Origin of the sequence: Eubacterium sp. An3, assembly GCF_002159465.1 — a bacterium.
Classification (GTDB): domain Bacteria; phylum Bacillota; class Clostridia; order Lachnospirales; family Lachnospiraceae; genus Anaerobutyricum; species Anaerobutyricum stercoris.
In genome coordinates this window covers 24,671-48,494 of the sequence record NZ_NFIR01000004.1, presented here as the reverse complement: position 1 = coordinate 48,494, position 23,824 = coordinate 24,671, and the positions used below count along the sequence as shown (strand labels likewise).

26 protein-coding genes, 1 tRNA gene, 2 pseudogenes and 1 riboswitch are annotated in these 23,824 nt (G+C 47.9%); of the genes and pseudogenes, 20 read left to right on the top strand and 9 right to left on the bottom strand.

Annotated features, from left to right (window positions below):
• Nucleotides 1–46 precede the first annotated feature (46 nt).
• The 3 genes from B5F87_RS05785 to B5F87_RS05775 all read right to left on the bottom strand — a co-directional run bounded on the left by B5F87_RS05785 (nt 47) and on the right by B5F87_RS05775 (nt 2,095).
• The gene (locus B5F87_RS05785; protein ID WP_087278147.1) at nt 47–559 is read right to left on the bottom strand and encodes a manganese catalase family protein; all 513 of its coding nucleotides are present in this window, start codon (nt 557–559) and stop codon (nt 47–49) included.
• Nucleotides 531–1,055, bottom strand: coding sequence for an ECF transporter S component (locus tag B5F87_RS05780; RefSeq protein ID WP_087278144.1), 525 nt, complete (start codon nt 1,053–1,055; stop codon nt 531–533). The genes B5F87_RS05785 and B5F87_RS05780 overlap by 29 nt, the downstream gene beginning before the upstream one ends.
• 170 nt (nt 1,056–1,225) lie before the next feature.
• On the bottom strand, nt 1,226–2,095 hold the full coding sequence (locus B5F87_RS05775) for a recombinase family protein (protein ID WP_087278141.1): 870 nt from the start codon (nt 2,093–2,095) through the stop codon (nt 1,226–1,228).
• Between the two features lie 220 nt (nt 2,096–2,315).
• On the opposite strand from B5F87_RS05775, the gene B5F87_RS20935 reads away from it, so the two are divergent.
• The 4 genes from B5F87_RS20935 (at nt 2,316) to B5F87_RS05750 (ending at nt 5,704) form a co-directional block, all read left to right on the top strand.
• Nucleotides 2,316–2,666 (top strand): hypothetical protein, encoded by a 351-nt coding sequence (locus B5F87_RS20935; RefSeq protein ID WP_158096971.1) that lies wholly within the window; start codon nt 2,316–2,318, stop codon nt 2,664–2,666.
• A gap of 116 nt (nt 2,667–2,782) precedes the next feature.
• Nucleotides 2,783–3,841 (top strand): radical SAM protein, encoded by a 1,059-nt coding sequence (locus tag B5F87_RS05760; protein ID WP_087278130.1) that lies wholly within the window; start codon nt 2,783–2,785, stop codon nt 3,839–3,841.
• A gap of 14 nt (nt 3,842–3,855) precedes the next feature.
• Nucleotides 3,856–4,743 (top strand): hypothetical protein, encoded by an 888-nt coding sequence (locus B5F87_RS05755; RefSeq protein ID WP_087278127.1) that lies wholly within the window; start codon nt 3,856–3,858, stop codon nt 4,741–4,743.
• Nucleotides 4,718–5,704, top strand: coding sequence for a U32 family peptidase (locus B5F87_RS05750; RefSeq protein WP_087278124.1), 987 nt, complete (start codon nt 4,718–4,720; stop codon nt 5,702–5,704). Before B5F87_RS05755 ends, B5F87_RS05750 begins: the two co-directional genes overlap by 26 nt.
• Nucleotides 5,705–5,865: 161 nt before the next feature.
• On the opposite strand, the gene B5F87_RS21375 is transcribed toward B5F87_RS05750, so the two are convergent.
• Complete coding sequence (locus B5F87_RS21375) at nt 5,866–6,219, bottom strand: UTRA domain-containing protein (protein ID WP_242964292.1); 354 nt, start codon at nt 6,217–6,219, stop codon at nt 5,866–5,868.
• On the opposite strand from B5F87_RS21375, the pseudogene treB reads away from it, so the two are divergent.
• The 3 genes and pseudogenes from treB to treC all read left to right on the top strand — a co-directional run.
• Nucleotides 6,100–7,305 (top strand): annotated as a pseudogene (treB, locus tag B5F87_RS05745) (PTS trehalose transporter subunit IIBC); the annotation flags it as partial. The gene B5F87_RS21375 and the pseudogene treB sit on opposite strands and share 120 nt — an antisense overlap.
• Before the next feature lie 150 nt (nt 7,306–7,455).
• A complete protein-coding gene (locus B5F87_RS21675; protein WP_343215732.1) occupies nt 7,456–7,914 on the top strand; it encodes a PTS glucose transporter subunit IIA in 459 nt (152 codons plus the stop codon).
• A 61-nt stretch (nt 7,915–7,975) separates the two neighbouring features.
• Nucleotides 7,976–9,643 carry an alpha,alpha-phosphotrehalase gene (gene treC / locus B5F87_RS05740; protein ID WP_087278575.1) on the top strand — a complete coding sequence of 556 codons (1,668 nt, stop codon included), beginning with the start codon at nt 7,976–7,978 and terminating at the stop codon, nt 9,641–9,643.
• A gap of 75 nt (nt 9,644–9,718) precedes the next feature.
• Here the strand turns inward: treC and B5F87_RS05735 are convergent, their stop codons facing one another.
• From B5F87_RS05735 to B5F87_RS05715, 5 genes and pseudogenes are all read right to left on the bottom strand, one after another.
• Nucleotides 9,719–9,916 (bottom strand): hypothetical protein, encoded by a 198-nt coding sequence (locus B5F87_RS05735; protein ID WP_087278117.1) that lies wholly within the window; start codon nt 9,914–9,916, stop codon nt 9,719–9,721.
• A gap of 91 nt (nt 9,917–10,007) precedes the next feature.
• A tRNA-Gly gene (locus B5F87_RS05730) sits at nt 10,008–10,078 on the bottom strand.
• A 187-nt stretch (nt 10,079–10,265) separates the two neighbouring features.
• Nucleotides 10,266–10,451, bottom strand: a pseudogene (locus tag B5F87_RS21370) (manganese catalase family protein); the annotation flags it as partial.
• On the bottom strand, nt 10,452–10,709 hold the full coding sequence (locus B5F87_RS05720) for a spore coat protein CotJB (protein ID WP_087278111.1): 258 nt from the start codon (nt 10,707–10,709) through the stop codon (nt 10,452–10,454).
• A complete protein-coding gene (locus B5F87_RS05715; protein WP_087278109.1) occupies nt 10,709–10,903 on the bottom strand; it encodes a spore coat associated protein CotJA in 195 nt (64 codons plus the stop codon). Before B5F87_RS05715 ends, B5F87_RS05720 begins: the two co-directional genes overlap by 1 nt.
• A 201-nt stretch (nt 10,904–11,104) precedes the next feature.
• Here B5F87_RS05715 and B5F87_RS05710 point away from each other — a divergent pair, with 201 nt between their 5' ends.
• From B5F87_RS05710 to B5F87_RS05650, 13 genes are all read left to right on the top strand, one after another.
• Nucleotides 11,105–12,253 (top strand): CobW family GTP-binding protein, encoded by a 1,149-nt coding sequence (locus B5F87_RS05710; protein ID WP_087278106.1) that lies wholly within the window; start codon nt 11,105–11,107, stop codon nt 12,251–12,253.
• Nucleotides 12,254–12,272: 19 nt separating this feature from the next.
• Nucleotides 12,273–13,244, top strand: a complete 972-nt coding sequence (locus tag B5F87_RS05705) for a GTP-binding protein (RefSeq protein WP_242964278.1) — start codon at nt 12,273–12,275, stop codon at nt 13,242–13,244.
• A 71-nt stretch (nt 13,245–13,315) separates the two neighbouring features.
• Nucleotides 13,316–13,422, top strand: a riboswitch (TPP riboswitch).
• 48 nt (nt 13,423–13,470) lie between these two features.
• Nucleotides 13,471–13,767: a thiamine-binding protein gene (locus B5F87_RS05700; RefSeq protein ID WP_087278103.1), complete on the top strand. Its 297-nt coding sequence runs from the start codon at nt 13,471–13,473 to the stop codon at nt 13,765–13,767.
• Nucleotides 13,736–14,527: an ABC transporter permease gene (locus B5F87_RS05695; RefSeq protein WP_087278100.1), complete on the top strand. Its 792-nt coding sequence runs from the start codon at nt 13,736–13,738 to the stop codon at nt 14,525–14,527. Before B5F87_RS05700 ends, B5F87_RS05695 begins: the two co-directional genes overlap by 32 nt.
• Nucleotides 14,514–15,548, top strand: a complete 1,035-nt coding sequence (locus tag B5F87_RS05690; protein WP_087278098.1) for an ABC transporter substrate-binding protein — start codon at nt 14,514–14,516, stop codon at nt 15,546–15,548. The genes B5F87_RS05695 and B5F87_RS05690 overlap by 14 nt, the downstream gene beginning before the upstream one ends.
• Before the next feature lie 101 nt (nt 15,549–15,649).
• Nucleotides 15,650–16,408: an ABC transporter ATP-binding protein gene (locus B5F87_RS05685; RefSeq protein WP_087278094.1), complete on the top strand. Its 759-nt coding sequence runs from the start codon at nt 15,650–15,652 to the stop codon at nt 16,406–16,408.
• A gap of 402 nt (nt 16,409–16,810) precedes the next feature.
• Nucleotides 16,811–17,131: a PadR family transcriptional regulator gene (locus tag B5F87_RS05680; RefSeq protein WP_087278091.1), complete on the top strand. Its 321-nt coding sequence runs from the start codon at nt 16,811–16,813 to the stop codon at nt 17,129–17,131.
• Nucleotides 17,124–17,828 (top strand): DUF1700 domain-containing protein, encoded by a 705-nt coding sequence (locus B5F87_RS05675; RefSeq protein WP_087278088.1) that lies wholly within the window; start codon nt 17,124–17,126, stop codon nt 17,826–17,828. Before B5F87_RS05680 ends, B5F87_RS05675 begins: the two co-directional genes overlap by 8 nt.
• On the top strand, nt 17,825–18,574 hold the full coding sequence (locus B5F87_RS05670) for a hypothetical protein (RefSeq protein WP_087278086.1): 750 nt from the start codon (nt 17,825–17,827) through the stop codon (nt 18,572–18,574). Before B5F87_RS05675 ends, B5F87_RS05670 begins: the two co-directional genes overlap by 4 nt.
• Nucleotides 18,575–18,955: 381 nt before the next feature.
• The gene (locus tag B5F87_RS05665; protein ID WP_087278083.1) at nt 18,956–20,773 is read left to right on the top strand and encodes a diol dehydratase reactivase subunit alpha; all 1,818 of its coding nucleotides are present in this window, start codon (nt 18,956–18,958) and stop codon (nt 20,771–20,773) included.
• A 186-nt stretch (nt 20,774–20,959) separates the two neighbouring features.
• Nucleotides 20,960–21,829, top strand: coding sequence for a DegV family protein (locus B5F87_RS05660; RefSeq protein ID WP_087278080.1), 870 nt, complete (start codon nt 20,960–20,962; stop codon nt 21,827–21,829).
• A gap of 30 nt (nt 21,830–21,859) precedes the next feature.
• On the top strand, nt 21,860–22,501 hold the full coding sequence (locus B5F87_RS05655) for an SGNH/GDSL hydrolase family protein (RefSeq protein WP_087278077.1): 642 nt from the start codon (nt 21,860–21,862) through the stop codon (nt 22,499–22,501).
• A gap of 116 nt (nt 22,502–22,617) precedes the next feature.
• Entirely contained in the window at nt 22,618–23,646 is a 1,029-nt protein-coding gene (locus tag B5F87_RS05650) for a branched-chain amino acid aminotransferase (protein ID WP_087278074.1), read from the top strand.
• Nucleotides 23,647–23,824 lie beyond the last annotated feature (178 nt).

Here is a 23,824-nt window from a genome sequence, read left to right as displayed (position 1 = left end):
CCCCCGTCCATTGAAGGCGGGGGATGGTGTTTGTAAAATGCCCAGGCTATCTCCGGCATCGCCCGTTCCGGGCGCATCCATTGCCGCAGCCGTTGTTCCCGCCTTTATCGAAGGCCGGGTTGAAGGCGTAGAAGTTCCGGCTGTCCAGATGATCCTGCACGATTCGGAGTCCTTCGCCGAATCTCTGGAAATGCACAATCTCTCTGGCGCGGAGAAATTTGATGGCATCGTAGACGTCCGGGTCGTCTTTGACAAGGCGGAGAATGTTGTCGTAAGTGATCCGGGCTTTTTGTTCTGCAGCGAGGTCTTCCATCAGGTCTGCGATCGGGTCGCCGGTGGACTGGAAAGTAGCCGCGGAGAACGGCACGCCGCTGGCGGCCTGCGGCCAGAGGCCGGTGGTGTGGTCCACATAGTAGTCGGCGAAGCCCTGTTCCTTAATCTGTTCCACGGTGAGATTCCGGGTGAGCTGATGCACGATGGTGCAGATCATCTCGATGTGGTTTAACTCTTCTGTACCTGTATCGGTGACATTATTGTGCGTGGAGCAGCCGGCGCACATGGACTTTTTCCAGGGCGGCGGCGATGGCGTAGTAAGCGACAATGTTGACGACGCCTTCGAGAATCAGACCGGGCGCGGAAGCGAGTCCCGCGGCGGGACTGCCGTAGAGGATACTGCCCACGGCCGTGTAGCCGATGACCATCCATGTCATGCTTAAAGAAGCTGCCAGAAGAGTCCGCCAGTGGAAAAGGCGGAAGTTACCTTCTTTGTCAAACATCAGGCTGCCGGCGATCAGAACGATAATTACTTTGATAAAAAATGTAGGAATCACCCACTGGGTAAAGCCCGTCAGAAAATCTGCCAGGGAAGAACCGAGGCCGCTGGCCCAGACGGCTTCCCGGCGTCCGAAGTACGCCGCGCCCAGCAGTATGAAAGTATCGCCCAGGTGGGCGTAGCCAAGGGGAATCGGAATCTGAATGACCATGGTCATGATGCAGACGAGGGCTGTCAGCAGCGCGCCGCAGCAAAGAGAAAAGGTATTTACTTTTTGTTTCATGGATGTCACCTCATTTTATTTTTTGTATATCAGCCACTATAACATAAAACTGGCATGCTATATAGAACCAATTTGTGTTAATTGCAGAGGTCAGATTGCTGATTCGATGGAGGAAAAGCGGTGATTGGGACAGGTCAGATTGTTGTGACAGATCAGATTCCGGATACGGTTCATTGTGTTTTACCTGGGCGGCGACGGGCGCGGCGGGCAAGCTCTGCCTGTGTTCGTTCCCACAGCTCCCGGTCGATGATGGGCGGATGATGATTTTTTATAAAGATAAATTCTTCTTCGCCGTGGTTGGAAGCTTTGCGGTGGGTGAGGTAGTCCGGCGTGATGGTCTTTTTCTGGCAGAGGTCGCCGACATATTTTTCGTTTCTCAGAATTTTTATAATGACGCCGGGAGACCAGCGGGCAGCGTATTTAGGCGTAAAGCCTTCTTCCAGCAGTTCCGCCGCGATTCGGCGGGCGCTTTTTCCTTCTTCTGTATATTTGTGGAAGATCCGCCGGATGATGGGGGATTCGGCATCATTGATAAAAATCTGCCCGTTCTGCACGGTGTAGCCAAGAAGATCTCGCCCAAAGACAACGCCCTGTTCCATTCTCCGCAGCTGTCCCCATTTCACCCGCTCGGATATTTTGCGGCTTTCCTCCTGAGCAAGACTGGCCATGAGAGTAAGCCGCAGTTCACCGTCACAGTCTCTGGTATCAATATTGTCCAGAATAAAAATCACGCCGACGCGCCGTTCCCGGAGCATCCGCGTGTAGGCCAGGGCGTCCACTGTATTTCTGGCGAAACGGCTCACCTCTTTTGTAAGAATTAAATCGATCTTCCCGTCCATGGCGTCGTCGATCATACGATTAAATCCGGCACGTTTTCTCGTCTGGGTGCCGCTGATGCCCTCGTCAAAATATACATTGACAAGCTCCCAGTCACTGTGCTGCCGGATATACTTGTCAAAATAGCGCTGCTGACTGGCAAGCGACTGGGCTTGTTCTCCTTTGTCGGTGGACACCCGGCAGTAGGCGGCGATTTTTTGCATAGAAGGCTCCGTTAAATGTATTTAATAAAAAAATATGAAAAAAGCAGGAAATTATGTTTTTGGCAGTTCCATAAAAGAGATGGACTGAAGGATAATCGTGCCCTAAATGAAAATGATAATCATTATCAAAAATGTTTTCCAAATCGCCAGAAATCCATTGACAACCCCAGAAAATCATGTTTAAATTGCTGTATAAGAAAGAAAAAGGAGGTATGTAACTATGGTTTATGGTGAAACAGAAGGATACGCTAAGAAGGATTCTTACAGCGATTCCTATAGTGACGGATATAGTGAAACAACAGGATACGGGGACGGTTACAGCCACGGAGATTCCTACAGTGATGGTTACGGCAAGAAAGACAGCTATGGTGATAGCTACGCAGACGGCTACAGCCATGACGGCGACTCCTACAGCGACGGCTACGGCAAGAAAGAGGACAGCTATGGCGACAGTTACGGCGACGGCTACAGCCATGACGGCGATTCTTACAGTGATGGTTATGGCAAGGGAGACAGTTATGGCGATTCTTACAGCCATGGCGACAGCTACAGCGATTCTTACGGCAAATAACGGGCGCTGGTATCCAAAACAGGAATATTTATGAATATAAGCCTCCATGAAGATGCCGGCAGTGCATCGGAAGGGGGCTTTTCTTCATTTTATATAGAAAAGGAGAATAAAAGAAGATGGCTAATATTATGATGACGGACGTCTGCAATCTGAGATGTCCGTACTGCTTTGCCAATGAATTTGTAAATAAAGATACCAATGAGATCTCGGAAGAGAATTTTAACCGGGCGGTGGATTTCATCGTGGGTGACGGCAGTCACAGTTCTGTGGGTCTCATTGGCGGAGAGCCAACGGTACATTCTCAGTTTGAAAAATATCTGCGCAGGCTTATTGAGGACGACCGGGTGAAGACTGTCGTGGTGTATACCAACGGTATTCTGCTGGATAAGTACTGGGACGTCATCTGTCATCCGAAGGTTCGGATTCTGGTAAACTGTAACTGTCCGGAGGATATCGGGGAGAAGAATTATGAGCGGCTGTGCCGGAACCTTGATTATATGATCGAGACGCGTATGTTTAAGAAAAATGTGACCCTGGGCATTAATATGTACCAGCAGGATTTTCCGTATGCGTATATCATTGAGCTTCTGAAGAAATATCATTTCCATCATGTGAGGGTTTCCATCACGGTTCCGAATATGGAGGACGGCAGAAACGCCGATGCTCATGTATATTTTGAGAGCATGAAACCGCGGATGTTTGAATTCTTCCATGAGCTTCTGAGCAACGAGATTATTCCGAATTACGACTGCAACAAGATTCCGTCCTGTCTGATTACTGAAAAAGATGTGGAGTCTTTCAGAAAATATGGAAAAAACCGGTACATCCATGAACATATCGGACGCAGCAATATTTCAGATAAGATCGTCAAATGTTCTCCGGTCATTGACATCCGGCAGGATCTGACGGCGGTGCGCTGTTTTGGCCTGTCAGAGTGTACCAAGCAGGATATCCGGAATTTTTCCGGTATCCGGGAGCTGGAGAATTATTACCGAAGAACTATTGACGCTTACGGCTGTAATACCGTTTATTCGGAGAAGTGTATTGACTGCCATGCGAGACTGGTTCAGAAATGCAACGGCGGCTGCCTTGCTTTTAAGATCAAGGATATTCTTGCCATGCGTGATTTTTCTGAGCAGGTCGTTCATAAGCATGCCGGCGCTGCGGACAGATAGGGAGGACGGAACATATGGCGGAATTATGCCTGAATCTATGCGAGGTGCTGAACGCGTCTATGCTGAAGGAAGAACGGCTGGAGCGGATCATCAGCCTTGTGATGCGAAGAAATGCGGCTGAGGAGCCTCTGACAAGAATTTATGCGGGATCTTCCTTTTGCAGCCAGTATTTTCTTCATATAAACTGGTGGGAACCGCTGCTGGCGTCCTGCCGGGAGCATCGGTGGAAGATGACGCTGACCCTTCCGGTGTTCAGCCAGAAGGATCTGAAAAAGGGAAAGGAACGGATCGGAGATATTCTTGTTTCCGGTGCCGATGTGATCGATGAGATCACGGTCAATGATGTGGGAATGCTTCTTTACATTTCCGGGGAGTGTACCAGGAAAATAAATCTGGGACGTCTGTTCTTCAAGGATGCCAGGGACGTCCGCGTCCGGGACTACGATGAGGGAATCATGACCCCGAATCTTCTGACATCCCGGGACAGTCTGCCGGCTGACTGGTCGCGGATTCATGGGATTGAACTTGACAGAATGAGCAGAGAGATTGATTTGACAGACTGTCCGCTGGAAGGAATGGTTCTCGGACTGCATGGTCCGTTTTGTTATATGTCCACGGGCAATATCTGCAAGTTCGCGTCTATCCATAAGAAGACGGAATATAAGTTCCGGCCCAATACGTCGTGCGCCATGGAGTGCGCCGGGATTTATGAGCATTACCGGGCACGGTTCGATGGGAGAGACACGGATGTTATCCGATTCGGGAGAACGATTTATTATCTTAAAAATGACAGTCGGGTTATCGGAAAAACAGTGGACAGAACGATATATTTTCCGGTGAGAGAGGCCGGAGAGGTGATGAGGGGAGGTGACCGGAATGAAAGTACTGGTTCCGCTCAATGATGCGGCCTATATGGAAAGGCTGGTGGAGGCGGGCGCGGACGAGCTGTATCTGGGATTTTACGATGAAAAATGGTTTGAGACATTCGGGGAATACGCGGATATCAACCGCATGTCCGGCTTTCGCCGCAATGCCAACCGCTACGACTTTGACCAGATGATTTCTCTGGCCAAACGAATCAAAACTCTGGGGCGCAGCGCTTTTGTGACTATGAACGCCAACTGCTACAGTGAGGCGCAGATCGCCTACATGCAGGAGAATTACTTTCCTGCCATGAAGGAAGCGGGGCTGGACGGCCTGATCGTATCAGAGCTTCCTCTGGCAAAAGCTGCATTTGAGGCGGAAATTCCTACCGTGGCGAGCACCATGTGCGCCATTTACAACGAGGACATCGCCGCCGCCTATTATAACACCGGCATGCGCCGTTTCATTTTGCCGAGAGACCTGTCTCTTGATGAGATCGCTTCCATATGTCAGGCTTATGACGATGTGGAGTATGAGGTCTTCTTCATGAGAAACGGCTGTGTTCTCTCAGACTGCTACTGCCTTGGAATGCACCGGAGAGAGTGCGGCTCTACCTGCGGCTTCCTCCGCAGCCATGCCAAACAGATGGTGACCAGGGAGAGGAGTTTTGAGGAGCGTCAGGACATTGATGGCAACGATTACTGGTATAATGTACATTTCCATCACGACGCCTGCGGTATGTGCGCCCTCTACCGCATGAAAAAAATGGGTATCAGTTCTCTGAAGATCGTGGGAAGAGCGGATCGAAGTGATTCGGTTTATGAGGATATCCGGTTGACCAAGCGCAACCTGGCCATCGCCGAGGCGTGTTCTTCGGAACGAGAATATCTTGACCGTATGGAAATGCCGGCTCGCGCTCAGAAAAAATGTCTTTGGGGATTTTCCTGTTATTACCCGGAGGTGCGTTTTCCGGAAAAAACGAATAAACAGGAGAAGTGAAATAAGGAATGAGAGAAGCGGTCCGCCGCAGGTGGAGGGGCTGGCGCATGAATGCGTCAGTCCCCTGTTTTGTTTCACAGGAAATGTGCCGGTTTAATTCTGTTTCCCGGCCTGTTGTTCCGAAAGCTTAATTCTGTTTCTCGGCCTGTTGTTCCGAAAGCTTAATTCTTCTTTCGCGTGGCCGTGGTCTGAAAGGAAAAGTAGTCTGGCCGGTGGCGGGAATGGGTGTACTCGAACATGATGCCATCGTCGTTGAAAGTCTGACCGGTGACCACCGCCAGACAATTGTAGTCGCCCAGCTCCAGGTAGGATTCATCGGCGGGGGTGACATGTTCCACGGTCATGGTTCTTCGGCTGGTGACGATCAGCATTTCCAGTTCATTTTCAATATATTCATATATGGAGGTCTCGGCGATGGTTTCCGTGAGACCGGGAACAAGAGACTTCAAAAAAAAGTTTGTATCAAGAATCAGAGGTTTCCCGTCCAGATACCGGACACGGCGGACATAGTACAGTTCATCCCCCGGCTGAAAGCCAGTCCGGCGGGAGAGACGTTCATCACCGGTGGTTTGATTTTAGGTTTCCGAAATTGTATCGACAGTCTGTATCTTTTTGAGAACGGAACGAAAACTCTTTGTGATTTAAGTCAGTTCTGGACCGGCGTGGACAGTTTTCTGTGGCTGATCGGTGAAGCCATTTTCCACATGCTGCCGGTGGGTATCTGCTGGTCGGTGACCAAAAAAATGGGAACCACCCAGATGCTTGGTATTGTTCTTGGTCTGACGCTGGTATCCGGACAGCTGCTGAACGCCTACGATGTGGCGACTACGGCTGCGGCAGATATCCCGGCATGGGATTTCGGATTTTTCAAAGTAAATATGATCGGCTATCAGTCTCAGGTGATTCCGGCGATTCTCGCCGCATTTACTCTGGTCTATCTTGAGAAGTTTTTCCGAAAGATCACGCCTGCGGTAATTTCAATGATTGTCGTTCCATTCTGCAGCCTGGTTCTTTCCGTTATCGCAGCACATTTCATCCTTGGTCCGATTGGCTGGAGAATTGGCTCTGCCATCTCCTCTCTGGTTTTCGCAGGAATCACCGGTTCCTTCCGGGTTGTATTCGGAGCGGTCTTTGGCTTCATATACGCGCCGCTGGTTATCACCGGCCTTCATCATATGTCTAACGCCATAGACCTGCAGTTGATCGCTGATTATGGCGGAACCATGCTCTGGCCGATGATCGCGCTGTCCAATATCGCGCAGGGTTCCGCGGTTCTTGCCATGATTGTTCTCCAAAGAAAAAATGCGGAAGCTCAGGAAGTAAATATTCCATCCTGCGTTTCCTGCTATTTGAGTGTAACGGAGCCGGCCATCTTCGGCGTTAACTTAAAATATGTATTTCCATTCGTATGCGGTATGATCGGCTCCGCCGTTGCCGGCGTTGTCAGTGTGGCGACAAGCACCACCGCGTCCGCCATCGGCGTCGGGGGACTGCCGGGAATCCTGTCCATCAAAACAGAGTCGATGCTCAGTTTTGCCATCTGTATGGTCATTGCCATCGTGATCCCGTTTGTGCTTACCTTGATTGTAGGCCAGAAGAAGCTGACAGCTTCCCAGAAAAATGGTGTGGAAAATGGATGGAATGATACAGCAGAGGAAGAGAATGAAAAAGCAGCTGAAACGGGAAGTGTACAAACCGCAGCTTTGGAAGAAAAAAATGAGGCCGGACACACAGCACTGGGAGCACAAGAGATGCCGGGAGAGCTTGTTGCGTTTCTTGATGGAAAAGTGATTCCGGTAAAAGAAGTAGGTGACGGCGTATTTTCTGAGGGAATCATGGGCGATGGTATCGCTATCATTCCGGAAAATGAGACGCTGGTTTCTCCGGTCGCCGGAGAGATTGCGGTGACAATGGATGCTTCCCGTCATGCCTGTGCCGTCAGGACGGATAACGGGATGGAGATTCTTCTTCATATCGGTCTGGATACGGTAGATATGAACGGAGATGGTTTTGAATATCTGATTACAAAAGGGCAGAGAGTGAAGGCGGGTACGCCGCTGATCCGGTTTAGTAAAGAAAAAATCCGGGCAGCCGGACACAGAGATGTGACCATGTGCATTATCTCCGATCCGGGTCAGACAAAGAACCTTCGGTATCACCTGACTGAAAATGCAAAGGCCGGAGAGACAGTCGTTGCTACATTTGAGTAAGAGAAACTATGTGTCAGGGAAAATCAACATCTTCAGGACAAAAAAGAAATGGGTGAAAACAATGAACAATTTCAGCGATAAAGTGATTTATCAAATCTATTTAAAATCCTTTAAAGATTCCAATGGAGACGGAATCGGAGACATCAGGGGAATTACAGAACAACTGGATTATCTGCAAGCGCTGGGCGTGGATTATCTGTGGATTACTCCTTTCTTTGTCTCTCCTCAGAATGATAACGGTTATGATGTGGCGGATTACCGCAGCATTGATCCGATTTTCGGTACTATGACAGATCTGGAAGAACTGATTGACGAGGCGAAGAAACGGGGGATCGAGCTGATGCTCGATATGGTCTTCAATCATACTTCCACCAGCCACCAGTGGTTTCGCAAAGCTCTTGCCGGAGATAAAAAATATCAGGATTATTACATTTTCAAAGACGGTACGCCGGATCAGCCGCCGACAAACTGGGAATCCAAATTCGGCGGCCCGGCCTGGGAATATGTCCCGCATTTGAAGAAATGGTATCTGCATTTGTTTGATGTGAGTCAGGCAGACTTAAATTGGGAAAATCCACAGGTGAGAGAAGAACTGAAAGAAGTTATTCGTTTCTGGAAAGAAAAAGGCATCGGAGGATTCCGGTTCGACGTGGTCAACCTCATCTCCAAACCGGAGAGCTTTGAGGATGACCAGATTGGAGACGGCCGACGATTTTACACAGATGGCCGCCACGTGCATGAGTTTCTAAAAGAGCTGACAGCCGATACCGGTCTGGATCAATATGTGACGGTAGGAGAAATGTCTTCCACCTCTCTGGACAACTGTATCCGTTATTCCAGTCCGGCAGAGAAAGAGCTCAGTATGTGCTTCAATTTTCATCATCTGAAAATTGATTATAAGGATGGAAAGAAATGGGAGCTCATGGAACCTGATCTGATGAGGTTAAAAGGATTGTTTGAGACCTGGGAGACAGGTATGCAGGAAGCGGGAGGATGGAATGCTCTGTTCTGGTGCAACCACGATCAGCCGCGGATTGTCAGCCGTCTGGGAGACGAGGGCCGCTACTGGAAAGAATCTGCTAAAATGCTGGCAGCTTCCATTCACCTGATGCGCGGCACTCCGTACATTTACCAGGGAGAGGAAATCGGCATGACCAATCCACATTTTGACGACATCCATCAGTACCGCGATGTGGAAAGCCTGAATTATTACAATATTCTGCTGGAACAGGGCAAAACCAGCAGGGAAGCCATGGAAATCCTTCAGGCGCGATCCAGAGATAATGGCCGGACGCCGGTACAGTGGAACGCCGGTGAAAACGCCGGATTCACGGAAGGAATCCCGTGGATCAGTCTTGCATCGAATTACCGGGAGATCAACGTGGCCGCACAGATGAAAGAGTCGGATTCCATCTGGGCCTTCTATCGGAAATTAATCCGGCTTCGCAAAGAAAAACCGGTGATCGCAGAGGGACAGATTGCTTTTATGGAAAAGGAAAATGAAAATGTGCTGGCCTACCGCCGCACTCTTGGAGAAGAAGAACTGATTGTTTTCAATAATCTGACCGGGCAGACGACAGAAGTTTGTCTGGAAGATTCCTGGAAAAAATACCGTATACTGCTGACAAATTACGAAGGGGAAGAAAGCGGAACGGAACAGAACTTAAAAAATGTATCAGATGACCGGTGGACATTGCGCCCATTTGAGACTCTGGTGCTGGAAAAATAAAAGAGCAGGGCCTGTCTCACGCAGGAAGAGCGTGGGCAGGCCCGTTTGTATCTCTTTTCTTCCAGAAAAACATTTCTAAAGCTGGTAGGCAATCAACGCAATCTTTTTACCGGTTTCCTGCCGGATAGACTCTTCAAGAGCGGCAATTTTTCTGGAACAGGATTCAGACAGCGCCGCCACAGGTCTCGCCGTGGTAGTGTAAAGAAGTGCGGAATTATTACCTGTAGTCGGAGCAGCTTTATATTGAATTTTGGTCGAAGTACCATAATACATGGGAATTCCTCCTTTCTGCAGCATAGCATGCGCGAAAAACAAAAAAATATACAAAAAAAGACATACGCCCAAACGGCATATGCCCTGATAAAGCAGATAACGGGAGTCGAACCCGCCTCTTCGGCTTGGGAAGCCAATGTTCTACCGATGAACCATATCTGCACACACCAGCCGGAGCGTGTTCCTCCGGGAAAATCTAATGTGTGAACCGAGACACCTCCGATATAGTGTTACCCATACTCCTCCCAGAACTGGTGATATATTTATTATAGCACCGGACAGGAAAAATGCAAGGAAGGATTTTGGGGTATCGCAGCCGATCCGCTTGCCGCCGGAATGTCACCGATATACCTATATCGGTCAATATCCCCATGACTTCCCGGTACGGCATGGCAAATCGCTGGGAAAGATAGCGGAGGGAGGCTCCGGTTTCGCCATCCGGACCTCCGAACTGCGTAATGATCGCTTTTGCCATCTGTGCGTCCGTCCGGCGGATGTTTACCGGATACTGCAGTCTTTTTTCATAATTAAACATTTAACAATCCCCCTCCCAAGGCCAAGGCTGTGTCGCCCATTTCCAAGTGTCGCTGTGAGACGCTTCGTTCAGTGTGAGCGGTCCGAAACGCACAGAATATTCGTGAAGTGCCTGCTGCCTGGCTTTATTGAAATGATGAAAAAATTCAAGAGCTTCCGCGTCGTCCGGGTGGGTGTCCAGGTACAGTGAGGCGTCCAGAGCGGCGAAGCTTACCGCATCGATATAAAATAAAAGATTTTTCTTTTCCATCTTGGACATTATTTCATGCATCTCCTTCCCGTAAAAGGTAAATTGAGTTCTTTAAAGATTGTGCCCTCCATGAGTGCGTTTTCTGCTTTATATATATTTTTCCAGCTCTGCCACGGCACGTAGGCCATAGCCAGCGGAAGCGAATCTACATTTTTAACGGCAGTTTGATGCTGATGCTCAAAGCAGGTATTCATTCCTTCCATGTCCGGCTCCTTTCGGATAATTTGTACAATATCAGTATATGTAGAAACAGAGTGAGTGCGACAGGGAATCGCAGGAGCCACGATAAAAGTGTCATAACAGAGTATTGTCTTATGGATAACCGCCCCTTGCATTTTTGAAAAAAAAGGTTACAATATATTAGATGTTTTGTAAACGTTTTAAAATGGAAAGGAATGAGAAGCATGACAAAGATAGATATTATATCCGGTTTCCTGGGAGCCGGTAAAACCACGTTGATTAAGAAGCTGATCGCAGAGGCGCTGCAGGGACAGAAGGTTGTACTCATTGAAAATGAGTTCGGTGAGATCGGTATTGACGGCGGCTTTTTGAAAGAGTCCGGCATTCAGATCAATGAGATGAATTCCGGATGCATCTGCTGTTCTCTGGTTGGAGATTTTAACGCGGCGCTCAAAGATGTACTGTCCCAGTACGAGCCGGACCGGATCATCATTGAGCCGTCAGGCGTTGGCAAGCTGTCCGATGTTATCAAGGCGGTGCAGAAAGTTGTGGATGGAGAAAATGTGGTACTTGACAGCTACATTACTGTTGCGGATGTGAAGCGCGCGAAAATGTATCTGAAGAACTTCGGCGAGTTCTACAAGAACCAGGTACAGTATGCCAGCACGATCATTTTAAGCCGTACTCAGGATGTGAAGGAAGACAAGCTAGAGAAGACCATTGAATTGATCCGTACACTCAATGATCGTTCCCCGATTGTCACAACTCCGTGGGAGGATATCACCGGGGCACAGATTCTTGAAGTCATGGAAGGAAAGAATGATTTTGCTGAAGACCTTCTTCGCGAGGCGGAGATCTGCCCGGAATGTGGTCATCATCACCATGAAGGCGAACACTGCCACGACCACGAGCATCACCATGATCATGACCACGATCATGAAGGCCATGACCATGAAGAACACCTCCACGATGACGAGCACTGCCATCACGAAGAGCACCATCACGACCATGATCATGAGCATCATCATGATCACTGCGGCTGCGAGGGACACGATCACCATCATCATGGTCATGAGGGCCATCACCACGCCGATGAAGTGTTCACAAGCTGGGGAAAAGAGACGCCGAAGAAATTTACGGAAGAGCAGGTTCGGGGTATTCTTGAGAAGCTGGCTGATGAAGACAGCAGAGAGTACGGTATTATCCTGAGAGCCAAGGGTATTGTGCCGGATGAAAACGGTAAATGGCTGCATTTTGATCTGGTTCCTGGCGAGGAAGAGGTACGGTACGGTGCTGCGGAATATACGGGAAGGATCTGTGTCATTGGTTCTGAGCTGAAAGAAGATAAGCTTGCGGAGCTGTTTGGATTATAGAATCTGACGGAGGATAGTTATGCCGGGAAAGAAAGAAATGGAGATTCCTGTTTATGTGTTTATGGGTTTTCTGGAGAGTGGAAAGACCTCATTTATTCAGGACACACTGGAAGAAGATTATTTTAATAACGGAGAGAGGACGCTTCTGTTTGCCTGTGAAGAAGGCATGGAGGAGTATGACGAGGAGCTGTTGAAGAAGACCAACACTACCCTTGTGTATGTTGAGGAGGAAGAGGATTTTAATAAAGATTTCCTCATCAGCAAAGTGCTGCAGTATTATCCGGATCGGGTGATCATTGAGTATAACGGTATGTGGTCTGTTGAGCGGATGATGACGGAGATGGACGATACGCCGCTGCTGGTGTTCCAGACCATCGTGACGGTCAACGGAGAGACTTTTGATCTGTATATGAACAATATGCGCTCCCTGGCGGTGGAAATGTACAAAATTGCAGAGATGGTCATTATCAACCGCTGCACGGCAGAGATGCCGCGGGCGACCTGGCGAAGAAGCATCAAGGCGGTGAACCGCCGGGCACAGGTTCTGTTTGAATCGGTGGATGATGACGATATGGGTGAAGAGGATGATACGCTGCCTTTTGATATTGAAGGTGATGAGATTCATCTTGAGGATGAGGATTACGGTATCTGGTTTGTGGACGCCATGGAGCGGCCGGAGGTTTATGACGGAAAGACCATGGTCATGAAGACAAGAGTTTTCAAGTCCATCCGTCTGCCAAAGGGTTGCTTTGTGCCGGGGCGTCATGCCATGACCTGCTGTGCTGACGATATCCAGTTTATCGGATATCTCTGCCACACGAATCATGCCAAGTCATCTACCATAAAGTCGTTAAAGAATAAGATGTGGGTGAATCTGACAGCGGAAGTCCGCATTGAATATAATAAGGAATACGGCGAAGAAGGACCGGTGCTCTACGCCAAGAGAGTGGAGGCGGCGGAGCCGCCGGTGGACGAACTGGTTTACTTCTAAAAGAGATAGAAAATCAACGAAAATATACTTGTTTTTTGTTGGGAAATGTACTATACTTACCCCAATTGGATAATATAAATCAGGGGAGTTCATGAGATGAGCTGAGAGTAAGGTGACACCTTAGACCCTTTTAACCTGTTGGATAATGCCAGCGTAGGAAGTATTTATGATGTTTTTTGCGTCCGCATTATGCGGGCGTTTTTTTAGTTCAAAGGAGGAAGATAAGATGAACGCGAGTGTTGCAATTCAGGTTTTACCAAATGTACAGGACGAAAATGAAGTTATCCGTATTGTCGATGAGGTGATCGACTACATTAAGTCTACAGGGCTCAGTTACTATGTGGGACCGTGTGAGACTTCTATTGAGGGTGATTATGATCAGCTCATGGAAATTGTGAAAAACTGTCAGATCGTGGCTGCCAAGGCTGGCTGCAAGGCCATGAACACCTATGTAAAGATTTCTTATAAGCCGGAAGGAGACGTGCTGACCATTGACAAAAAGGTTACAAAACATCACCAGTAAGCTTCCGGCGGCAGCGGCTCTGGCACTCATCGTGCTGCTCTGGTTCATTTTGAGCGAGACCGGCATTGTGCCTGGCTATATGCTCCCGTCGCCGGTGGACGTGGTGAAAGCGCTGATCGGAGATTTTCCAATTATCATGGAGCATGCGCGTACTACGCTGCAGGAAGCGTTTTACGGCCTCTCCATCGGAATCATTCTGGCGTTTATTACCGCTACGCTGATGGATCATTTTCTGATTCTTAACAGGGCATTTTATCCAATTATGATTATTACTCAGACCATCCCGACCATTGCCATTGCTCCGGTGCTGGTTTTGTGGATGGGCTTTGGGATGGCGCCGAAGATTACTCTGGTGGTCATCACTACATTTTTTCCGATCACGGTGGGACTCCTGGACGGATATAAAAGTGTTGACAGGGATTCCATTGATCTGATGCGGGCCATGGGAGCGACAAAGCTCCAGATTTTCTGGCATGTGAAGATTCCGGCGGCCATGCCGCAGTTTTTTGCGGGACTCAAGATTTCCGCCTCCTACGCAGTGGTAGGCGCGGTTATTTCAGAATGGCTGGGTGGTTTTGTGGGACTCGGCGTTTATATGACCAGAGTAAAACAGGCATATGCTTTTGACAAAATGTTTGCCGTCATCATTTTCATTGTGGTCATCAGCCTGCTGCTGATGGCGGTGGTAAATGTGATACGGCGAGTATCCATGCCGTGGATGGCGGTGGAAGAAAGAGGAGAGAAAGATGAAAAAGAATAATTGGAAAAAAGCAGTATCCGTTATGTTGGGGGCGGCAATGCTCCTGGGACTTACCGCCTGCGGTTCCGCGGGCAATGAAGCGTCTTCCACAGGAGAGGACAAAGAACTGACAAAAATTACTTTTTGCCTGGACTGGACGCCAAATACCAATCACACCGGTCTGTATGCGGCTCAGGCACTGGGCTATTATGAGGATGCGGGTCTGGAAGTGGAGATCGTGCAGCCGCCGGAAAATGGAGCGGCAACCATGTGCGCTTCCGGACAGGCGCAGTTTGCCATTGAGGCACAGGATACCATGGCGGCAGCTCTGGATTCCGATGAGCCGCTGGGTATTACGGCCGTAGCTGCAGTGCTGCAGCATAATACTTCAGGAATCATTTCCAGAGCAGGCGAAGGCATTGACCGTCCAAAGGGACTGGAAGGAAAGACTTATTCCACCTGGGAATCTCCGATTGAACTGGCAACTCTGGAGACTGTTGTAAAAGAAGACGGCGGTGATTTCAGCAAAGTGACGCTGATTCCAAATGATATCACCGATGAGCCGGCGGCGCTGGAAGCAAAACAGACTGACGCCATCTGGATTTTCTACGGATGGGGAGGCATTAACGCCGAGCTGCGGGGAATGGATTTTGATTACTGGAACTTCCGGGATATCAATTCCGTATTTGACTATTATACGCCGGTCATCATTGCCAACGATGATTTTCTGAAAGAATCCCCGGATGTGGCAAAGGCATTTCTTTCGGCAACAGCCAAAGGTTATGAGTACGCTGTGGAAAATCCTCAGGAAGCGGCTGATCTGCTCATGGAGGGGGACAACACAGGTTCCCTGTCCGGTTCTCAGGATCTGGTTTATGCCAGTCAGGAATGGATTTCAGAGCAGTATGTGTCCGATGCGGCATCCTGGGGCGTTATCGATCCGGCAAGATGGGACGCCTTCTATACATGGCTCTATGAAAATAAGCTGACCGATAATGATCTGACCGGAATTGGTTATTCCAATGATTATCTGCCGCAGTAAATGCCGCGGTTTATGAATTGGCGCGGTTATGCTGTCCGCCCCTTGGCGGACGGCAGATTATGCGGAATTTCTGAAAGACTGCAATAATAAAGGAAACGATCATGACATTATTAAAAGCAGAACATATCACAAAAAAATACAGCGGAAGAACAATCATTGAGGACATCAGCATCGATCTTCAGGAGGGCGAGCTGGTGTCGTTGCTGGGCGTGAGCGGCGCGGGAAAGACCACGCTGTTTCATGTCCTTTCCGGACTGGTGGCGCCGGAGGAGGGCCGCGTTCTTCTGTCCGGAGAGGATATTACGGCGAAGCCGGGACGAATCAGTTATATGATGCAGAAGGACCTGCTTCTGCCTCACAAAAAAATCATTGACAACGTATCTTTGCCGCTGGTTCTAAAAGGAGAAAAGAAAAAGGACGCCAGAGAGAAAGCAGATCCGCTCTTTGAGGAGTTTGGTCTGGAAAGTACCCAGTATCAGTACCCAAGTCAGCTTTCCGGCGGCATGCGCCAGCGGGCGGCGCTGCTTCGTACCTACCTGTCATCCGACGGCGTAGCTCTTCTGGACGAACCTTTCAGTGCTCTGGACACTATCACCAAGTCGAATATCCATCGGTGGTATCTGGACGTCATGGAGCATATTAATCTGTCCACTCTTTTCATCACCCATGATATTGACGAGGCAATCCTGCTGTCAGACCGCATCTATATCTTAAACGGCAGACCAGGCAGGATAACTGAAGAAATTGTCATCGAAGAAAAGAAACCGAGACAGACCGACTTTAATCTGAGCGACGCTTTCTTCCGATATAAACGTGAGATCATCGGCAGGCTTGCTCTGGAGGAAGAGCAGGAAAAATAGGGATCTGTCGGGGTGGAAACTGCGGGTTTCGATAAAATCTGAGGACGCAGGGACAGACGAGATATGATGCCGCAAATCTCTGTCCTATTGCATCGCTAAGATTGTGGCGAAACGCCCGTTCCATCTCGACGGCATCTGTACCAGTATTAAATCCCTACTATTCTTTTTTATTACATATCTGTTTTATACGCATTTTTTTATTTCTCTGAATAAACCCCAATGAAGATATATAGATAAATAATAAGAAAACTGCGGGGCGCCCCCGTAAGAACTCGTAAAAATTTAGTACTTGACTATACATAGTACCTAGTATAATATAGTATTCACAAGAACGCAGTAGCCTGCGCGCCGAACAATACATTTATGGGTCAATGCGCATACCCATGAGGAAGGAGTGGAGGAATGAATGCACAATTTAAAAAGGGGGTTCTGGAACTGATGGTTCTGGCCGCCGTTTCCAGCCGGGATATGTATGGATATGAGCTGGTGGCGGAGGTGTCCAAGGTGGTCAATGTGAAAGAGGGGACGATTTATCCGATTTTAAAACGTCTGACCAACGAGCGTTATTTTGAGACGTATCTGAGGGAATCCAGCGAGGGGCCGCCGCGAAAATATTATCATCTGACCGCCGCGGGAATCATGCATCTGGATGAGACCAGAAAAGAATGGAAAGAATTTTGCCGGAATGTCAATGGATTTTTAAAGGAGCAGGGATATGAATAAGAAGGAATTTTTGAATGTAATGGAAAAGAGGCTCTCTGTGCTGGAGGCGCAGGAGAGGGAGGATATGCTGTCGGAGTATGCACAGCATATCGAATTGAAAATGGAGAGCGGAATGAGCGAGCAGGAGGCTATTGATGATTTTGGAGATATTGACAGCCTCATTGCGGAGATTTTAGAAGCATATCACATTGATCCGTCTTATAAAGAGCAGCAGAAAAAGGGAGCTGCCGAGGGAATTGGTAAAAAAGCCAGCGGGATGTTTAACAAGTCCAGACAGTCCCTTTCTAATTTTATGGAACAGCAGAAGGAAAAGCAGGAGCAGAGGATGGAGCAGAAGCGGAAGGAAGACTTGGAAAAACCGCCCCGTTGGAGACGAAAAGAAGAGGGGGAAGGCAGCGACAGCCGGAGCCGTGATGTGGCGAAGGCGGCAGCAAAGAAAACCGGAGAGATTATAAAAAAGCTTTTGATTATCTGCGTAAAAATTCTGCTGGTTTTGGTGCTGCTTCCATCTGCTTTCATGGCGCTGTCATCTATGTTTGGCTTTGGAGTTATGGCTGTTTTGCTGCTGCAGGGCTATCCGCTTTTTGGAGCGGCTCTGGTGATGTTGGGATGTGTGATGGGTTTCGGCGCCCTCAGCCTTTTCATTGTAACATTTATTATCAGCAGATGGACTGAGAGAAAGGATGTGGAAGCATGAGCGGCATTAAAAATGAAAATGTAAAAAAGAGAGAAAGAAACAGAATGGAAAAGAAATTGAGCGCAAGAAAAATATTGGTCATCGTGTTTGTCGCCGGCGCCCTCTTATGCGGCATCGGAACGGGAATCAGTCTTGTAGAGTATTCTTCTTTTGAATATCTGGGAAAGAAAAATATTGGGGGCAATGATGTGGAGACAAAGATGATCATGGAGAATTTGTACCGGGGAACGGACGGAAACGGCAAAGTATACATTCACTCTTATTATGGAGAGGACTCCAAGGTTACAGTCGAGACATCCAAAGATGTTCCGAAAGACCAGATTCAGTTTGTGGTGGAATACAATCCGAATAATGTGAAAGATATTGTCATCGACCGGGAGGAGCTGGAAGGAAATGATCCGTATTATGAAGGATATTACGATTCCTATTATGGAGATGTGGAATATTCCGTGGAAAATGAAACTGTGACAGCCTCAGAGGATGCGACAACGGTGGCGGATTCGTCCGCCGCGCAGAACGGACAGCAGGCAGGCGCACAGACGGACATACAGCCGCAGACATATATTACCTATATGATCAATCCGGTGATGGCGCAGGAGAGCGGACTGGAAGTATTCTTTACTTATAAAGATGAAATTCTTCAAAATATAAAGGAAAAAAGATTTTATGAATATGAATACCCGTCCATTCAGTCAGTGAAGGTACTGGTGCATCCATCAAATAAAGATGTGGTATCGTTGTATTAAATGGTGTGGTATCGCTGTATCAAAAATGAAGAAAAGCGGAGGCAGAATACGGATGCCTCCGCTATCTTTTTGCGAGTGACATTGCCGCGGCAGTCTTTATTGCCGGGAATGTCAGAGCAAAGAGAACATTTGGAAATATTTCCACAAAATTTTACTGATATGTGAGAAATCACACAACAAAAATTTGCAATTTGTATAAGAATGTATCAAGAAATTATGTCTGTTAATGTTTGACCCCCTCTTGTGGAAATGTTATAATTTAAGCAGGTTTGTGTGCTCTTTTTTTTACCAAATGGGCGAAGACCTGCGTGAGCGGGTTTTGAAAGAAATGGGTGCTGTACAAAAGATGGCTGGACAGCACGCAGGAAAGGATGGAAACGTATGAAGTTTGTAGCGGGTGTTGATATTGGCAATGCGACGACGGAGGTCGCTCTTGCCAGAATTGAAGGAAAAGATATACAGTTTCTTGCCAGCGGTATCGGGCCTACGACCGGTATTAAAGGTACATTAAAGAATATCAACGGTGTGTTCATGTCATTGAATAATGCTCTGAAAAAGGTGGGACTGGAGTATTCGGATCTGGATGAGATTCGGATTAACGAGGCGGCTCCGGTAATCGGAGATGTGGCCATGGAGACGATTTCAGAGACTATCATCACAGAATCGACAGTGATCGGTCATAATCCGAGTACGCCGGGAGGTACAGGTATTGGCGTGGGTACGTCGGTTCTGGTTACGGAACTTTCAAAGATCACGGAGGAGAAAGATGTTATCGTCGTGATTCCGGCCTGTGTGGATTTTGCCGAGGCAGCCCGCCTGATGAACGAGGCCAAAAAGAATGTAACGATACAGGGGGCTATCGCCCAGACTGATGACGGTACATTGATTACCAATCGTCTGGACAAAAAGGTTCCGGTCATTGACGAGGTTACTATGATCGATAAGGTGCCTTTGGGCATGGAATGTGCTATTGAGGTTGCGCCGATTGGAAGTGTTGTCTCTGTCCTTTCTAATCCTTATGGAATCGCTACTCTGTTTCAGCTCTCTTCCGAGGAGACAAAGCGGGTCGTTCCGATCGCCCGTTCTCTGATAGGAACCCGTTCCGGCGTGGTCATTAAGACGCCGGAAGGAGATGTGAAGGAGAGAAGCATCAAAGCGGGAACCATCACTGTCATCGGAAGTAAAAAAGAAGTGGAAGTGGACGTGGACGAAGGTGCGGAGCGGATCATGGAGGGCATCGCATCTATTCCGGATATTGAGGATATCCAGGGTGAAGTCGGAACCAATGCGGGAAATATGCTGGATAAGGTTCGCCGGGTAATGGCAAATCTGACAGATAAACATAAAAGAGATATCAAGATTCAGGATTTATTGGCTGTGGATACTTTTAATCCGCAGAAGGTCAAAGGCGGTATCGCTGATGAGTTTTCTCTGGAGAACGCCGTAGGTATTGCCGCCATGGTAAAATCGGACCGTCTCCAGATGGAGATCATCGCCCGTGTGCTTTCTGAGAAGCTGAATGTACCTGTATATGTGGGCGGCGTGGAAGCTGACATGGCTATCAAAGGCGCTCTTACTACACCGGGAACCAGTACTCCTCTGGCTATTGTGGACATGGGAGCAGGTTCTACGGACGCTTCTATTATTAACCGGGAAGGAAAAGTGAAACTGATTCATCTTGCCGGAGCCGGCAACATGGTTTCACTGCTGATCCAGTCTGAGTTGGGACTGGATGACTTTGAACTGGCGGAAGATATCAAAAAGTATCCTGTGGCTCTGGTGGAGAGTTTGTTCCATATCCGCCATGAGGACGGTACGGCGCAGTTCTTTGACAAACCTCTGGACACCTCTGTCTTTGCAAAGGTCGTTCTGGTGAAGGATGATGGAGAGCTTGTTCCTCTGGAGGGAATGGAATCCATGGAAAGAGTGCGCCAGGTGCGTATGGAGGCTAAGAAAAAAGTTTTTGTTACCAATGCTGTACGCTCCTTATCCAAGGTCAGCCCGACCGGTAATCCAAGAGATATTCAGTTTGTGGTTATGGTTGGCGGGTCTGCCCTCGACTTTGAGATACCAAATATGGTGACTGACGCATTGTCCGATTACGATATTGTTGCCGGACGAGGCAATATCAGGGGTTGTGAAGGACCAAGAAACGCGGTGGCAACAGGACTTGCTCTTGCCTGCGTGGAAGAAGAATAATATAGCCGGCAGTGTCAGGCTGCAGGAACGGGCGAACTTCTTTTTTGTGAAGTTCGCCCGTTCTGCACTTATAGCAGGATACTGTAGTTTATTAAAATTTTCTGCAAAAACTTCGTTGTGTTGACATAAAACAAGGGCTTCTTTATAATACTAACAACAATAAAAGATGATGGAAGGATAGTAAATATGGGAAAAATTCAGATTATTACAGATTCGGCCAGTGATATTTCTTATGAGAATGAGAAAAAGTATAACATACACATTATTCCGTTTCCGGTGGTCATAGGCGATCAGTCCTATCTGAGCCGGGTGGACATGGATAATGAGGGATTTTATAAACTGATGGAAGAACACGATGACATTCCAAAAACTTCACAGATTACTTCTTACCAGTTTGAGGAATTGTATTACGAATATTATCAAAAAGGGTGTACAGAAATTATCCTCGTGTTGATTAATTCCAAAGGTTCTGCCACATATCATAATTCTCTTCTGGCGATAGACACGTTTTTTGAGGAGCATCCGGAATGTGAAGGAAAAATATCCATTCACAGCCATGATGGCCGCAGCTATTCAGGAGCTTACGGGCAGCCGGTACTTACAGCCGGGCAGATGGCAGAGGATGGAGCATCCGCTGATGAGATCAATGAATATCTGGAAAAGATTCTCGTGCGCCGCTGTGTATATTTTGGTATTTATAACCTGAAATATGCGGGCAAGTCCGGAAGGATTCCAAGCGCCGCCGCTTTTGTGGGCGACAAACTGGGGATCAAACCGATCATGAAGATCTGGGGTAATGAAATCACTACTGCTGCAAAATGCAGAGGAGAGAAAAAAGTGGTGGCGAAAATTGCTGACATGGCGGTGGCGGACATGGAGCCGGGATCTGCATATCAGGTTGTGTACGGCAGTGACAGAAGCTGTGCGGACGAGATGATTCAGAAGATGACAGAGAAAGTCGGATATGGCCCGACAGAGGTTTATCAGATTGGTGTGGCTATTGCGGCTAATGCCGGTCCGAAGGTATCCGGAGTTCTTTTTGACATGAAACAGTGACCGAACGGAGTAGGAAGGGGGAGGGAAACATTGAAGGATCAGAAGAAAAGAATTTCCATTCTCGGAGATTCTGTCAGTACATTTGCAGGCATTACGCCGCCGGAAGCTCTTTTTTATGATGCCTGGAGACAGGAAGAGACGGGCGTGACAAGTCCGGATGACACCTGGTGGATGCAGGTCATACAGGGAATGGGCGGCATGCTGGGCGTTAATAATTCTTATGCGGGGAGCACGGTTTCCGGCGGATTTATGACCTCCGGTACATCAGAGAAACGTTTGAGGACTCTGAGTGCGGAGGGAGAACCGGATATGATTCTTGTAGCTATGGGAGCCAATGACTGGGGATTTGGTGTTCATCCTCAGGAATTTGAATATGAGTACCGGAGAATGCTTCAGCGAATGAAACGTCTGTATCCCCGGGCAGAGATCTGGTGTGCGACGATCCTCAGAGGAAAGCCGGTGCCGGAAGAAGAAATGTTTTTCAATGTGGATGGTGTGATCTCGCCGAATATTTATTCGGATATCATACGCAGGATCGGAACGGAAGAGGCTGTACATCTGGCGGATGTGTCCGGTTACCATATGGAATACGAAACAATTGACGGAGTACATCCGAACCGTGAGGGAATGAAAATGATTGCCTGCCTGTGGCTGAAAGAACTGCAAAAATGAAATATTTATTAGCTTAAATTGCATTTTTTTTAAAACCTCATGATAAAACATAGAAAATCTGCAGAATCTGTGATACAATGATTGCAATTGCAGAGGCAGAAAGGAAGTTGTGAGTTATGGAAAAGAAAAATTTGGACTGGAGTTCCATAGGATTTAATTATCGGCAGACAGATTTAAGATTTGTGTCAAATTATAAAGACGGCGCCTGGGATGAAGGAACCATGACAGACGACGCCAATGTAGTGATCAACGAATGTGCCGGTGTGCTTCAGTATGCGCAGACTTGTTTTGAAGGTCTGAAAGCTTATACAACGGAAGACGGAAAAGTGGTTTGTTTCCGTCCGGATTTAAATGCGTCTCGTATGGCCGACAGCTGCAGAAGACTTGAGATGCCGGTTTATCCGGAGGATAAATTTGTGGATGCGGTGGTGAAGACAGTTCACGCTAATCTTGCCTACGTTCCGCCATTTGGTTCCGGTGCGACTCTGTATATCCGTCCGTATATGTTTGGTTCGAATCCGGTTATCGGAGTAAAACCGGCAGACGAATATCAGTTCCGTGTATTTGTTACACCGGTAGGCCCGTACTTCCAGGGCGGCGTTAAGCCGGTGACTATCCGTGTCAGTGATTATGACCGTGCGGCTCCACATGGAACCGGACATATCAAGGCAGGGCTTAACTATGCCATGAGTTTATATCCGATTATGGAAGCGCACCGCCAGGGATTTGATGAGAATATGTATCTGGATGCTGCTACGAGGACAAAGGTAGAGGAGACTGGCGGAGCCAACTTTATCTTCATCACAAAAGACGGCAAACTGGTAACACCGAAGTCAGACAGTATCCTGCCTTCCATTACCCGTCGTTCGATTGTTTATGTGGCTGAGCATTATCTGGGAATGGAAGTGGAGCACAGAGAGGTATACTTTGATGAGGTAAAAGATTTTGCGGAATGTGGTCTTTGCGGCACTGCCGCCGTTATCTCTCCGGTTGGAAAGATTGTAGATCACGGCAGCGAGATCTGTTTCCCGAGCGGAATGGATGAGATGGGTCCGGTCACCAAGAAGCTTTATGATACTCTGACAGGCATCCAGATGGGACATATTGAAGCGCCGGAAGGATGGATCAAGGTGATTGCCGAATAGTTTTGCCGGAAGATATCTGTCCGGTAAATCCCTGTCAGGCGATTGCATCAGATAATATATAACAATACAGAAGACTCTGTCTATAACAGGAAGATTTTGAAAAAGGTTTTCCGAATAGGCAGAGTTTTTTTATGCATAATAGCTAAAGATATGTAAATTAAAGCTGATTTTTATGTGA